The 13,040-nt window shown below is 40.4% G+C and carries 16 protein-coding genes; 13 read left to right on the forward strand and 3 right to left on the reverse strand.

The genetic code is table 11. From position 1 onward, the window contains the following. The first annotated feature begins 6 nt into the window (after nucleotides 1-6). From floA to recO, 11 genes are all read left to right on the forward strand, one after another. Nucleotides 7-987 (forward strand): flotillin-like protein FloA, encoded by a 981-nt coding sequence (gene floA, locus MKX62_RS17255; protein ID WP_156476156.1) that lies wholly within the window; start codon nucleotides 7-9, stop codon nucleotides 985-987. 37 nt (nucleotides 988-1,024) lie between these two features. Then, nucleotides 1,025-1,525 (forward strand): hypothetical protein, encoded by a 501-nt coding sequence (locus tag MKX62_RS17260; protein ID WP_340741947.1) that lies wholly within the window; start codon nucleotides 1,025-1,027, stop codon nucleotides 1,523-1,525. A gap of 50 nt (nucleotides 1,526-1,575) precedes the next feature. Next, nucleotides 1,576-1,833: a hypothetical protein gene (locus MKX62_RS17265; RefSeq protein ID WP_067208378.1), complete on the forward strand. Its 258-nt coding sequence runs from the start codon at nucleotides 1,576-1,578 to the stop codon at nucleotides 1,831-1,833. Further along, nucleotides 1,826-2,923 (forward strand): sporulation protein YqfD, encoded by a 1,098-nt coding sequence (locus MKX62_RS17270; protein ID WP_340741948.1) that lies wholly within the window; start codon nucleotides 1,826-1,828, stop codon nucleotides 2,921-2,923. The genes MKX62_RS17265 and MKX62_RS17270 overlap by 8 nt, the downstream gene beginning before the upstream one ends. A 4-nt stretch (nucleotides 2,924-2,927) precedes the next feature. Then, nucleotides 2,928-3,872, forward strand: a complete 945-nt coding sequence (locus tag MKX62_RS17275) for a PhoH family protein (protein WP_370569999.1) — start codon at nucleotides 2,928-2,930, stop codon at nucleotides 3,870-3,872. A 73-nt stretch (nucleotides 3,873-3,945) separates the two neighbouring features. After that, on the forward strand, nucleotides 3,946-6,072 hold the full coding sequence (locus tag MKX62_RS17280) for an HD family phosphohydrolase (RefSeq protein ID WP_187047509.1): 2,127 nt from the start codon (nucleotides 3,946-3,948) through the stop codon (nucleotides 6,070-6,072). 22 nt (nucleotides 6,073-6,094) lie between these two features. Further along, a complete protein-coding gene (gene ybeY, locus MKX62_RS17285) occupies nucleotides 6,095-6,565 on the forward strand; it encodes an rRNA maturation RNase YbeY (protein ID WP_067208386.1) in 471 nt (156 codons plus the stop codon). Between the two features lie 7 nt (nucleotides 6,566-6,572). Beyond that, nucleotides 6,573-6,923: a diacylglycerol kinase family protein gene (locus MKX62_RS17290; RefSeq protein WP_067208388.1), complete on the forward strand. Its 351-nt coding sequence runs from the start codon at nucleotides 6,573-6,575 to the stop codon at nucleotides 6,921-6,923. Between the two features lie 17 nt (nucleotides 6,924-6,940). After that, entirely contained in the window at nucleotides 6,941-7,351 is a 411-nt protein-coding gene (locus MKX62_RS17295; protein ID WP_340741949.1) for a cytidine deaminase, read from the forward strand. After that, nucleotides 7,335-8,252 (forward strand): GTPase Era, encoded by a 918-nt coding sequence (gene era / locus MKX62_RS17300; protein WP_067208394.1) that lies wholly within the window; start codon nucleotides 7,335-7,337, stop codon nucleotides 8,250-8,252. The genes MKX62_RS17295 and era overlap by 17 nt, the downstream gene beginning before the upstream one ends. Nucleotides 8,253-8,698: 446 nt before the next feature. Continuing rightward, the gene (gene recO, locus MKX62_RS17305; RefSeq protein ID WP_067213913.1) at nucleotides 8,699-9,481 is read left to right on the forward strand and encodes a DNA repair protein RecO; all 783 of its coding nucleotides are present in this window, start codon (nucleotides 8,699-8,701) and stop codon (nucleotides 9,479-9,481) included. 217 nt (nucleotides 9,482-9,698) lie between these two features. Here the strand turns inward: recO and MKX62_RS17310 are convergent, their stop codons facing one another. Continuing rightward, a complete protein-coding gene (locus MKX62_RS17310; protein WP_340741950.1) occupies nucleotides 9,699-10,067 on the reverse strand; it encodes a DUF2500 domain-containing protein in 369 nt (122 codons plus the stop codon). 134 nt (nucleotides 10,068-10,201) lie between these two features. Here MKX62_RS17310 and MKX62_RS17315 point away from each other — a divergent pair, with 134 nt between their 5' ends. Further along, nucleotides 10,202-10,582: a CidA/LrgA family holin-like protein gene (locus tag MKX62_RS17315; RefSeq protein WP_187047513.1), complete on the forward strand. Its 381-nt coding sequence runs from the start codon at nucleotides 10,202-10,204 to the stop codon at nucleotides 10,580-10,582. Next, complete coding sequence (locus tag MKX62_RS17320; protein WP_187047514.1) at nucleotides 10,573-11,262, forward strand: LrgB family protein; 690 nt, start codon at nucleotides 10,573-10,575, stop codon at nucleotides 11,260-11,262. The genes MKX62_RS17315 and MKX62_RS17320 overlap by 10 nt, the downstream gene beginning before the upstream one ends. Before the next feature lie 170 nt (nucleotides 11,263-11,432). Here MKX62_RS17320 and MKX62_RS17325 read toward each other — a convergent pair whose 3' ends face one another. Both MKX62_RS17325 and MKX62_RS17330 read right to left on the reverse strand, forming a co-directional pair. Beyond that, the gene (locus tag MKX62_RS17325; RefSeq protein WP_340741951.1) at nucleotides 11,433-11,834 is read right to left on the reverse strand and encodes a hypothetical protein; all 402 of its coding nucleotides are present in this window, start codon (nucleotides 11,832-11,834) and stop codon (nucleotides 11,433-11,435) included. 325 nt (nucleotides 11,835-12,159) lie between these two features. Next, nucleotides 12,160-12,528, reverse strand: a complete 369-nt coding sequence (locus MKX62_RS17330) for a hypothetical protein (protein ID WP_187047516.1) — start codon at nucleotides 12,526-12,528, stop codon at nucleotides 12,160-12,162. Between the last annotated feature and the right edge of the window lie 512 nt (nucleotides 12,529-13,040).

Below are 13,040 nucleotides of genomic sequence, written 5' to 3' on the forward strand. Positions count from 1 at the left end.
TTAGTAATGGTCGTTGTAATAGCAGTTGTAGCAATCATCGTATTGTCAGCATTTTTCACACTCGTTCCTGTGGCGCTGTGGATTTCAGCAATGGCAGCAGGCGTTAGAGTAAGTATATTCACATTGATCGGTATGCGTCTTCGCCGGGTTATTCCGAGTCGAATTGTTAATCCGCTTATTAAAGCACATAAAGCTGGACTCGATGTTTCAATTAATCAGCTTGAAAGTCATTATCTTGCGGGAGGGAACGTTGACCGTGTTGTCAATGCTCTGATCGCTGCACACCGTGCGAACATCGAACTTACATTTGAACGTGCTGCTGCAATCGATCTTGCAGGACGTGACGTTCTAGAAGCGGTTCAAATGTCCGTTAACCCGAAAGTTATTGAAACACCATTCATCGCCGGTGTGGCAATGAACGGGATTGAAGTAAAAGCAAAAGCGCGTATTACAGTACGTGCAAACATCGACCGTCTTGTCGGTGGTGCAGGTGAAGAAACAATCGTTGCCCGTGTTGGTGAGGGTATTATCTCGACAATCGGTTCATCTATCGACCATGCAAAAGTATTGGAAAATCCTGATATGATTTCTCAAACTGTTCTAGCAAAAGGTCTTGACTCAGGTACTGCATTCGAAATTCTATCGATTGATATCGCAGACGTTGATATTGGTAAAAACATCGGTGCAGAACTTCAAACTGAACAAGCAATGGCTGATAAAAACATTGCACAGGCAAAAGCAGAAGAACGCCGTGCAATGGCAGTTGCAAACGAACAGGAAATGAAAGCGAAAGTTGAAGAAATGCGTGCGAAAGTTGTCAGTGCTGAAGCGGAAGTTCCGCTTGCTATGGCAGAAGCGCTACGTAAGGGCAATATTGGTGTCATGGATTATGTGAATTATAAAAATATCCAGGCAGATACAGGAATGCGTGACTCCATCAGTAACTTTGGCGGAGATAAGGAATCTACAGAAATTAAGAAGAACTAATACTTGAGGAGCCATTTCCTGGAAAGGGGATGCACGAATGGAACAGCTAATCATTTTTATCATTTTGGCAATTGTCGGATCTTTTTTTAGGGGCAAGAAAAAAGATCCAGCTGAGGGGCCAAAGCCTAAGCCGTCCACGGCAACGGGGAACGCTCCAGAGGGTCCTACAACTAAATTAAAAGAGATGTACCGTGAATTGCAGAGAGAAATGGCAGGAGCAGATGCGGAACCACCTATCCGCCAGCTGCCAAAACAGCAGCAACAGGCAACAGTAACGGTTCCTTCAGCTCCTGTAGTAGTACCACCTGCAAGACCAACTGCTGACAGAAAAGAACGTACTAATTCATCAGCGAATCGTCACATCGAACGCCCAGATTCATCCGTGAATCGACATAGTGGAAGATTGTCTGCACATGGTGGTCAACGTCCAACTGTGTCTGCTATACAATCGCACGATTTAATGCCGAAAAGTCAAGGGGACTTGCTGAAAGGCATTGTGTTCTCTGAAATTTATGGCCCACCGAAATCAAAAAGATAAGCATTGACCCTCTATCCGAATCATACGATGTGGATAGGGGGTTTTATATTTTGAAAAGACTATTTCAGACCGGTTCATCAGTTACAATTGAAGATTTCGCTTCATTACGAATTAATGGCCCTTATTCTTTGTTGAAACTTGGCCCCGATTTCGCGATCATTAGCAGTGGTGAATACAGGATTGAGGCGATAGGCACTGATTTAACAGTTGAAACTTTATCAGAAGAAGTTGCTGTTTTCACATTCACTTCAATTACCACAATGAATGTGACTACAGGTGCAGACAAGGAAGCGGAGCGCAATGCGTAAAAGGTATGCTATCAAAATATCAGGCGACGGTAACCTTTCCAGATTCCTCACTAAACTTGTCACAATTGGAACAAAAATTACATCGCTATCAGTTGTCGATGGGGTGGCATATTTTCAAACAGATCGTAGCGGACTTCGTGCTATCCGGCGTAACAGAAGGCATTATCGATTAAAAGTAGCCATTTCAATTGCGAATCTTGAATCAGGCTCAATTGGACTTTTCACATCTAGCCGTTTCCTAATCGCATGTCTCATTCCTTTTGTTGCCTCATTTTTCCTTTGGACAGTAGATGTTGAATCGGATATGCCGGAAGTAGTGGACAGAATTGAGCAGAAACTTGAAAAAAGCTCTATCGTTTTGTTAAGACCCTTAGCTTTAATTCCTGATGAAGGTGAAATTCGACGAGAGCTCATGCTTGATGATCCTGCTTTATCGTGGGTTAGATTTAGACGAGTTGGAACGTCTCTGACAATTATACCGATGTTATCACCACCCACAACTAACATTATTGAAGAGAACGAATCACCGTCACACCTTGTAGCGCGTACAGGAGGCGTTATAACGCGTTTTGCGTTAGAAAAAGGGGAAAGGGTCGGCCATGTTCATCAGACTGTAAAGAAAGGGGACGTGCTAGCCACAGGTATATTGGAACAAGGTGATAAAACGACAGTTGTTGGAGCGGATGGTGCCGTGTATGCGGATTATTGGGTTGAATACACCTTTACTCTTCCGAAAAAAATTAAATTCCAGTTACAGGGTGAGGAAATTGTGAACTATTCTTTTAACCTCCCATGGAAGCAGCAAGGTAAAGAAGGATGGTCTCTAGGGTCTTTCATCGAAACAGAAAGATATATGGAGGAAACCGCAGGGCACTTTGAATTGATTGAGGGAATGGAAGAAACAGTTATAATTCCCTTATTAAAAAACAAATTAATGTCGGAATCTTTTTCGAAAGCAATTATTAAAGATGAAAAAGTTTTACACGTGACATTCGATAATGATAAAGTTAGAGGGACTATATTGTTTCTTATCAATGACAATATTGCTGAAAAAAGACTGATTCCCAAGGAGACTGAGCCTATTGGATGAGCAAATGATTCAACTACATGTTGAAGACCCGAATGAAACAGTAATGCTTCTCGGAATTTCTGATCAGAATATGAAACTGATTGAAGAGCAGTTAAATGTTTCAGTATTAACTAGAGGCGACACGATATCAATCAGTGGTGCTGAAGATAGTAGGAATTCGGCTAAAGAGCTTTTGGAACAGTTGTTGAAAGTAATACGTAAAGGCATTAATATCAATCAACGAGATGTCTCGACTGCGCTCGAGATGGTGAAAAGTGGCACAATTGAATACTTTGCAGAGTTGTACGATGAAGAAATTTCAAGGAATATGAAAGGTAAAGCGATTCGTGCGAAGACAATCGGTCAGCGTGAATATGTCAGCGCAATTCGATCGAGAGATCTTGTATTCTGTATCGGGCCGGCTGGGACGGGGAAAACGTACTTAGCGGTCGTACTAGCTGTTTTAGCTATGAAAACGGGCTCTGCGAAGCGAATTGTCTTAACCCGTCCCGCTGTTGAAGCAGGAGAGAGTCTAGGCTTCCTTCCAGGTGACTTAAAAGAGAAAGTTGACCCATACCTTCGTCCGCTGTACGACGCGCTACACGATGTTCTGGGAGCGGAACAAACGGATCGACTTATGGAACGAGGGGTAATCGAAATTGCGCCGCTCGCTTATATGAGGGGACGGACACTCGATGATGCATTCATTATTCTGGACGAAGCACAGAATACGACAAAAGCACAAATGAAAATGTTTTTAACACGTCTCGGTTTTGGGTCGAAAATGGTTATCAACGGCGACAAAACACAAATTGATTTACCAAGAAACACTGAATCCGGTTTAATCGTTGCAGAATCAATCCTTAAAAAAGTTGGAGATATTCACTTTCAGTACTTAGAGCAAGGTGATGTTGTTCGTCACCCACTTGTTGCGAAAATAATTGAAGCATACGAACAGGAGCAGTCATAGAAAGTGACTGCTTTTTCTTTAGAATCATCGCTACTCTGATTATATCTATAGAGAAGCAGGGGGAGAGATTCCAATGTTCCAACCAATTAGAAAGTTATTTAAATCACTTAAATTCAATTATTTATCCTTATTTTTAATCGGCCTATCCACTGTACTCCTCTTTTCATTCATGTATGGCAGTGTGAAAAAAGAAACGTATGAATTGAAAGCTTTTCAAATTGCACCAGATACTATCCGTTCCTTAAAAACGGTTGAGGACGCAGTAAAAACCGAACAGGACAGAGAACGTGCCGCTAATGAAGTAGGACCTTCCTATGTATTTTCAGAAGATGTTGTAAAAAATAGACAAGCAATCGCTACGTCTTTATTCGATTTTCTAATCGAAGTAAAAAACCAAGATGAGCCTGATCAAACTACATCGGAGATAGCTACTAAGCCCTCTAAAGAATTAGTAGCAGAAATGCGCACTAAACTTTCCAGTTTGGAAAAGGAAGAACCTAGTCTGCGACTTAGTGATGACGCCATAGTTAATCTTTTATCCCAGAGTACAGATGCTTTACTGAACGCGCAAAGCGTATTAGTAGGTGTACTAGGTGAGGAATTATCGAAGCCGGTACGAACTGCGGATCTGTCGACAGTCCGCTATGAGGTAGATCGGAAAATTAGGCTCACAGATTCAGTTTCATCTTCAATCTTACAGACTCTAATAACGCTTAGCCGCTCTCTGGTAGTAGAGACGGAATCGATTCATGAGGAAATGACAAAGGCTAGGGTTGAGCAGGCGCGGGAAAGCGTTGAACCTACCCGTATCTTGCAAGGACAAGTGATTGTCCGTGAAGGGCAGGTCATTGACAAAGAAATATACAGGCAATTAGAGCTTGCGGGCGTATTGTCAAATCAGTCGTCCATGAAACCGCTGGCAGGTCTCATTTTATTTGTCCTGTTTGTCGGTGCGATTATTTATATGCATTTCCTATCCTGGAGTGAAAATAGGGTTGTAAAGAAAAAGGCATTGCTCATTGTATTAGTTGTTTTTTTCCTGCTCGTCATCATAATGAAACTCATTTCCCTTATTGAAAAAGACTTTGATGTCCTATTAGCATTCTTGTTTCCGACAGCACTCGCTCCAATGCTTATTAAGCTTCTGACGAACGAGCGACTTGCACTAATGACGACAATTATCACAGCAGCAACAGCAGGAATTCTTCTTCAAGAAGGTTACGCGGCAATCATTCAGATGGAAGTCGCATTGTACATACTTTTCGGAGGTATTGTCAGTTTGTATTTACTCGGTGACAACGGCAGACGTTCGAATATTTTACGAACAAGCTTAGGGGTTTCTGTTTCAAATATGATGTTCATTGGATTTTACCTCTTAATGACACAGTCATCTTACGATTTGACGGAATTAGTGTATTATATGATAGCGGCAATTGTTTCGGGTATATTGTCAGGAGCTCTTACAATTGGGCTTATGCCATTTTTTGAATCTGCCTTTCGACTATTATCGGATATGCGACTTATCGAACTATCGAACCCGAATCACCCGCTACTGAAAAAAGTACTAACCGAAACGCCAGGCACTTATCATCATAGCGTTATGGTCGCAAATTTAGCCGACGCAGCATGTGAATCGATTGGTGCGAATGGACTTCTTGCCAGAGTGGGAAGTTATTATCATGATATTGGAAAGACGCTGAGACCGGGTTACTTCATCGAGAATCAGCATGCTGGTCAAAATCCACATGATTCATTGCCACCAGAAAAAAGTAGGGACATCATTATTGCCCACGGAGAAGACGGTGCGAGACTTCTGGAAAAGCATAAAATGCCAGTAGAAATCATTGATATCGCTCGTCAGCATCACGGAACAAGTACATTGAAGTATTTTTACTTTAAAGCTAAGGAATCTGGGGAAGATGTAAAAGAAGAGGATTTCCGTTATGCGGGACCCAAACCTCAAACAAAAGAAATTGCAATTATCTCAATAGCAGATAGTGTTGAGGCCGCTGTACGATCAATGAAAGAACCGACTTCAGAAAAAATTGCAGCTCTCGTACGATCTATCATTAATGATAAAATGAACGATGGACAATTCGATGAATGCGATCTTTCTATGAAAGAATTGAAGAAAGCGGAAAGAGTTATGTGTGAAACGTTAAATGGAATTTTCCATAACCGGATTGAATATCCGAAGTGAGTACGAAGGGAGCTAGTAGTAGATGTTGGAAATACATTTTGAGGATGAAACAGCTAGAGTCGATGACAAAATCGAGGATTTAATCCGAAAGCTGTTAAACCATACCGCTAAAGAAGAGGAACTAGCAGGCGAATTAGAGGTTTCGGTAACATTCATGACAGATGCAGATATTCAGGAAGTGAATGCAACTTATCGCGGTAAAAATGTACCGACGGATGTCATTTCATTTGCGCTCGAAGAATTAACGGAAGGTGAAGTAGCTATTATTCCTGAAGAAGGCATGCCAACCGCTTTAGGTGATATACTTATTTCAGTAGAAACAGCTGAGCGGCAAGCAGGGGAATACGGACATGATTTTAATCGTGAAATTGGATTTCTTGCGCTTCACGGCTTCCTTCACCTTCTCGGCTATGATCATTTAACTGAAGAAGAGGAAGCTGAGATGTTCGGCAGGCAAAAGGAGATCCTCGCATCATTCGGACTCGAGAGGTGATTGATCAATGCGGAAGTTCCTTCAATCTTTTGTCTACGCATGGAATGGGATTTGTTATGGCATAGGAGCGGAACGGAATACGAAAGTGCATGTGATGGCCGCAATCCTCGTCATTGTAGCGGGTTTTATGACGGGTCTTTCGCGGACAGAGTGGTTCATCGTCATTATTCTGATTTGCGGAATGCTGGCGCTTGAGCTGATGAATTCTGCAGTCGAACGTGTCGTCGATCTACTAACAACTGAACGTCATATACTCGCGAAACAAGCGAAAGACCTCGCAGCAGGCGCGGTCTTAGTGTATGCGATTGGAAGTGCAATAATCGGTTTAATGTTATTTATTCCGAAATGGTTTAACTAAATTAAAGAGGTGTCTTTATGGATGTAGAAAAATTAATTGCTGAATCGAAAAAAGCACGGGAGCAAGCGTATGTCCCGTATTCAAAATTCCCAGTTGGAGCGGCGTTGTTAGCCGAAGATGGGACTATCTATCACGGCTGTAATATTGAAAACTCCGCTTATAGCATGACCAATTGTGCAGAACGAACAGCATTTTTTAAAGCTGTTTCCGACGGCGTACGTAGCTTCAAAGCGCTTGCAGTAGTTGCAGATACAGAAGGACCTGTTTCCCCGTGTGGAGCATGCAGACAAGTAATTGCGGAGTTTTGTAATGGCTCGATACCTGTCTACCTCACGAACCTAAAAGGGGACATTGAAGAAACAACTGTAGCAAAATTATTACCAGGCGCATTTTCAAAGGAGGATCTTTCATATGCAGCAGAACAATAAAAAGGGGTTCAAATCGGGATTCATCTCGATTATTGGACGTCCAAACGTAGGTAAATCGACATTTCTTAACCATGTAGTCGGACAAAAGATTGCGATTATGAGTGACAAACCACAGACAACTCGAAATAAAGTGCAAGGTGTTGTCACGACAGAAAAATCTCAAATCATATTCATCGATACACCGGGGATTCATAAGCCAAAACATAAACTTGGTGATTTCATGGTGAAAACGGCCCGTAACACATTGAAAGAAGTAGATGTGGTCATGTTCATGGTCAATGCAGATGAGCCGATTGGCCGTGGTGACCGCTTCATCATGGAACTTCTTGAGAATTCAAAGACACCGGTATTCCTTATAATTAATAAAATTGATCTTGTTCATCCGGATGAATTATTCAAAATCATTACTTCGTATACAGCAGAATATGACTTTGCTGAAATCGTGCCAATTTCCGCGATCAACGGAAATAATGTTGAACGCCTTCTCGAGACGATGATAAAATATTTACCAGAGGGACCAAAATACTATCCAGATGATCAAGTAACGGATCACCCGGAACGATTCATCATTTCTGAATTAGTTCGTGAAAAGGTATTGCATTTAACGAGAGAAGAGATTCCACACTCTATAGCGGTTGTAATTGAGAAGATTGAACGCGAAGAAGGACGGGAAATGGTAAATGTTATGGCGACAATTGTTGTCGACCGTGATTCCCAAAAAGGTATTGTCATCGGTAAAAGAGGTGCATTGCTAAAAGAAATTGGAACAAATGCTAGACATGACATCGAAATGCTACTTGGTTCGAAAGTATTTCTTGAGTTGTGGGTAAAAGTGCAGAAAGACTGGCGTAATAAACCCGGCCATCTGAAGGAATTCGGATTTAGGGAAGACGAGTATTAATGAATTGAACGCATCCTAAGTTCGCCGCGTCCTGCGGCAACGGATGCATGCCCCACTTCGTGTGAGCCCAAAGCGTAAGCGGCCCGCCAAGACGCGACAGGCATAAGACAGTCTGGCGGAGCGGCGTACTTTGCCGCATAGCTGGAATGACTTATGACCCGAGCGTCTGGGTCGCTGAAGCTAGACAAAGAAAAGCATAAGGTGCCGCATAGCTCCGACAGGCACAAGGTAGTTTGTGAGGAGGCGTCTTTTAGCCTCCGCAGCAAAATGACTTGTGACCCCGAGGAGCTGGCACCTGAAGCTAGACAAAGAAAAGCGTAAGGTGCCGCATAGCTCCGACAGGCACAAAGTAGTGTGTGAGGAGGCGTCTTTTAGCCTCCGCAGCAAAATGACTTGTGACCCCGAGGAGCTGGCACCTGAAGCTAGACAAAGAGGTGATTGCTTCGCTGAACAAATGGGAAGGAATCATTCTAAGAGGTATCCCGTACGGTGAGTCCAATAAAATTGTGACACTGTTTACTCGTGAAGGCGGTAAGATGACAGCAATGGCCCGTGGAGCGAAGAAACCGGCGAGCAGGCTAGCTGCTGTGACGCAGCCTTTCACACATGGTTCATTCTTGATCCGTACGGGTAGAGGAATGGGGACGCTTGAACAAGGCGAACCCATTGATTCGATGCGGCATATTCGTGAAGACTTGGAAGCAACAGCTTATGCAAGTTATGTTGTTGAATTGATTGATAAGTTAACGGAGGATAATGAGCGAATTTCTGGTATATACAGCTTGTTGTATGAAGCGCTTCACGCTATCAATGAACAATATGATCCAGAAGCAATTGCATTATTTGTTGAATGGAAAATGTTGCCGATCGCTGGTATCCATCCAATACTTCATCAGTGTGCAAATTGTGGAGCGACAGAAGGTGAATTTGCTTTTTCATTTATGCAAATCGGCTTCATTTGTCATCGATGCTTCCATGTAGATAAGCATGCGATTCGAATTTCACCCAGTCAATTGAAATTGATCCGAACCTTTTATACAGTTCCAATTAATCGGGTCGGTAATTTGACGTTAAAGAAGACGACAAAAATCTTCATGAAAAAACTCGTCCGAACAATTTACGATGAGCAAGTAGGGATTCGATTAAAATCGAGATCATTCCTTGATCAGCTCGACTCGACACCCGAACTGCTACCTAGAAAAGAGAAACCAAAAGAGAGTGACGAATAGTCCTCTTTACAATAAACCCCGAACCTTGGATCCTATGAAAAAGGGTCTAGATTCGGGGTTTTTATATAGAAATAAATTGAAGTAAAGATTACATTCAAATATGCTTGGGCACTAGGGGAAGCCTTCTGCCCTTGGCCAGACTAGTCTTACAGTTTTTTCTATGCCATCTCTTGGTTTATCCATCGTATTCAATACTTGAACTTATGTAAAAAATTATTTATCCATTATTTACCCGTTCAAATCCACTAAAACGAGTCCCCTGGAAAGTGAGCATTCCCACATCGCCATCAGCCAACATACCATATTGGGAACCGTTTACAGCTAATTCCATACGATCTCCGCTGTCTACTTGAAATGTAGCATAATACCAAGTACTTGCCGATGAATCGCCTGATCCGCCGGAAGTCTTGGTTCTTTTTGTAACAACTTCCGCTGGCACTGTCAGTATAGGGGAGTTATTATTTGAATTCCACGTACCGATAGATTTCACAGCAATGAAAATAATTCCACCAAAAATGATAATTGCAACTCCGCCGATAAAGATGGGAACAAACGTAAACATAGCTTCTCCAAAAGGTGAAAACATGTACAAAACCTCCTTATGTTTTTTGAGTGGTAGTTATAGATAATATACGTTCTATTTTTGAAATAGTTTCATTACGTCTTTGATATTTTACTTATATATCTTTATACTGATACGAAAGGAGACGGGATTTATCTATGAAATACATAAAAATAGTTCTTCAAATAATAGTCTTGTACAGTTTTGTCTTGATGGGGAACTGGCTTCAAGTTTTTCTACATTTGCCGCTTCCGGGAAGCATAATAGGACTTTTAGTATTGTTGGCGGCCCTTTCATTGAAAGTATTTCAGCTTGAATGGATTGAATCAGGTTCTTTCTTCCTTTTATCTTATTTACCATTATATTTTATCCCAGCGACTGTCGGTGTGATGAATTACGGACATGTTTTTGCAGGAAAAGGATTTCTGTTAATACCAATCACGATGATTAGCACGTTTTTGACGATGTGGATTTCTAGTTATATAAGTCAATTTCTTGCCAAGAAATCTGCTAACAAGGAGGGAATTTCATGCAAGTAATGATGTATTCAATCCTCTTTGTTATTGTAACGATTGCAGTTTATCTTGTTATGAACTTGTTATACTTTAAATATCGTAAAGCATTTTTCATACCAATACTAACAACAACAGTTGGCATTATTTTGATCCTCATTCTTTTCAAAGTCCCATATGAAACTTATATGCTCGGTGGAAAGTGGGTTGACCTGTTGCTGGGACCCGCGATTGTATCATTGGCAATCCCTTTATATAAACAAAGGGAGTTAATCAAACAGAATATGCTTCCCATACTTGGCGGTGTAATGACGGGCGTTCTTTTTGGTATGGTAAGCGGTGTACTTTTTGCAAAAATGGCAGGATTCTCAAAAGAAATCGTTGTGTCATTATTACCTAAATCGATTACAACACCTATAGCTATACAGATTGCTTCGGAATTGGGTGGAGCAACTTCGCTAACAATCGCTTTTGTCATGATTGCAGGATTTACCGGTATCATTCTAGGACCAACATTTTTGAAATGGTATCGTATCGATACTGCAATCGGTCGTGGCATCGGACTGGGAGCAGCAGCTCATGCTCTTGGGACATCGAAAGCAATTGAAATCGGGGAGCAGGAAGCATCCTATAGTTCCATTGCAATGACGCTCTCCGCTATTATTGGGTCTATCGTTGGTCCGCTGATAGCTTGGTTGTTTTATTGAATGGCAAAAAAATTTAAGTGGATGAACAAATAGAAATCGAGTTATTACAACAAAAAGACAAAGAGGAATTGTATATGTTAAGTACACATTAGTTATGTAATCAGTAGCAGAGAATATAACTATGCATTCTCCGCTACTGAGAAAATTCAAATTAGATGAATCGATTACTATTATGCTTGAAGTATATTCTTCAATTCTTTGACGGCATCAAGAGAAATGCCTGTACCTAATGGTCCCTGTAATAATGCTGCGACGGCAACAGCGACCGCAACAACATCAACGTTATTTGTAACAGTGATTGTTGGACTTCCTATATTTTCGAAGGTACTTGTATCAGTATCAACTTGAGTTTGCTTCTGGTTTTGATCTTGATCTTGATACTGGAATTGTTTCTGGTATTGATTTTGATATTGGAATTGCCATTGATTTTGTTGTTGAAGTTGTATCAAAATATCATCTAATTTTGCTTCCATGTTTCTTAAATCCTTTTTCTTCTCACAACAATCGTACTTATCATAATGATTCTTTTCATTACAATGATAACAATCACACTTTTTTGAATGATTTCCCATTTCTTCTCCTCCTATTCTTAATTACAATATGAAATCAAATCCATCATGTAAGTTTTTTGTTCTTCTTTGACCCTGAAAAACTAATAATTAAAAATTAAAAGGAAACTTGGGTTTTAATAGCTAGAAGCGGAAAGAGAAGTCAGACCTTACAAAGCTATTCGTATTCACGGACGTTAGTTCAGTAATTTGTGGCAGAAAATTTTAATCATATATGTTGAAATAAAGAATTCTATTAAATTCGCTAGGAGGCTACCCGTGTAAGACGCCTTCCCTCAGCTTATATAGCTATTCAATTATTCAATATATATAGGTGGAACAAATACTATTATGCTTGAAGCATATTCTTCAATTCTTTTACTGTATCAAAAGAAAGACCTGCTCCTAATGGACCTTGTAATAATGCTGCGACGGCAACAGCGACTGCAACAACATCTACGTTATTAGTAATAGTGATTGTTGGACTTCCGATATTTTCGAAGGTACTTGTATCAGTATCGACTTGAGCTTGCTTCTGGTCTTGATCTTGATACTGTAATTGATTTTGGTATTGATTTTGATTTTGATACTGGAATTGCCATTGCTTTTGTTGTTGAAGTTGTATCAAAATATCTTCTAATTTTGCTTCCATGCTTTTTGAATCCTTTTTCTTCTCACAATAGTTCTTCTCATAATGATTATTTTCATGATATCCCATTTTTTTCACCTCCTATTCTTAATTACAGTATGAAACTAAATTCCTCGTGTAAGGGTTATTGTCTTCCCCTTGTCCTTAAAACAATTAGACAGTAGGAATAAAAAGGGAAATAATTATTGATCGTAAAAGCGGAAAGGGAAGTTAGATATTACAAAGTTCATCGTACCAATTATTTGAGGACGCTATTTATCACTAAAAAAGTAGGGTTGTTTAAGAAACATTATTTTAGGTATAAATATGTGGAATACTATCTGAATGGTTTTAAGGTGATTCAAATAAGGCTAAAGGAACGTATACGGATAATTAGCCAAATAAGTCAAGTTGACTCCGAATTTGCATTTAGGGAACAGGTAGAGGCTAGTAAGAATCCTTTAACCCTTGAATGTTTAGAAGTAAATTACGGAAAACAAATAGATAGTTACATAGACAAGGTTATTTTATATATTAAAGATTAAACACCTTTTCCAAAGTTGAGGAAATTTTAAAATGGAATAACTTTTTCGATAAAAGTA

Origin of the sequence: Sporosarcina sp. FSL K6-5500 (genome assembly GCF_038005665.1) — a bacterium.
Lineage (GTDB): Bacteria > Bacillota > Bacilli > Bacillales_A > Planococcaceae > Sporosarcina > Sporosarcina psychrophila.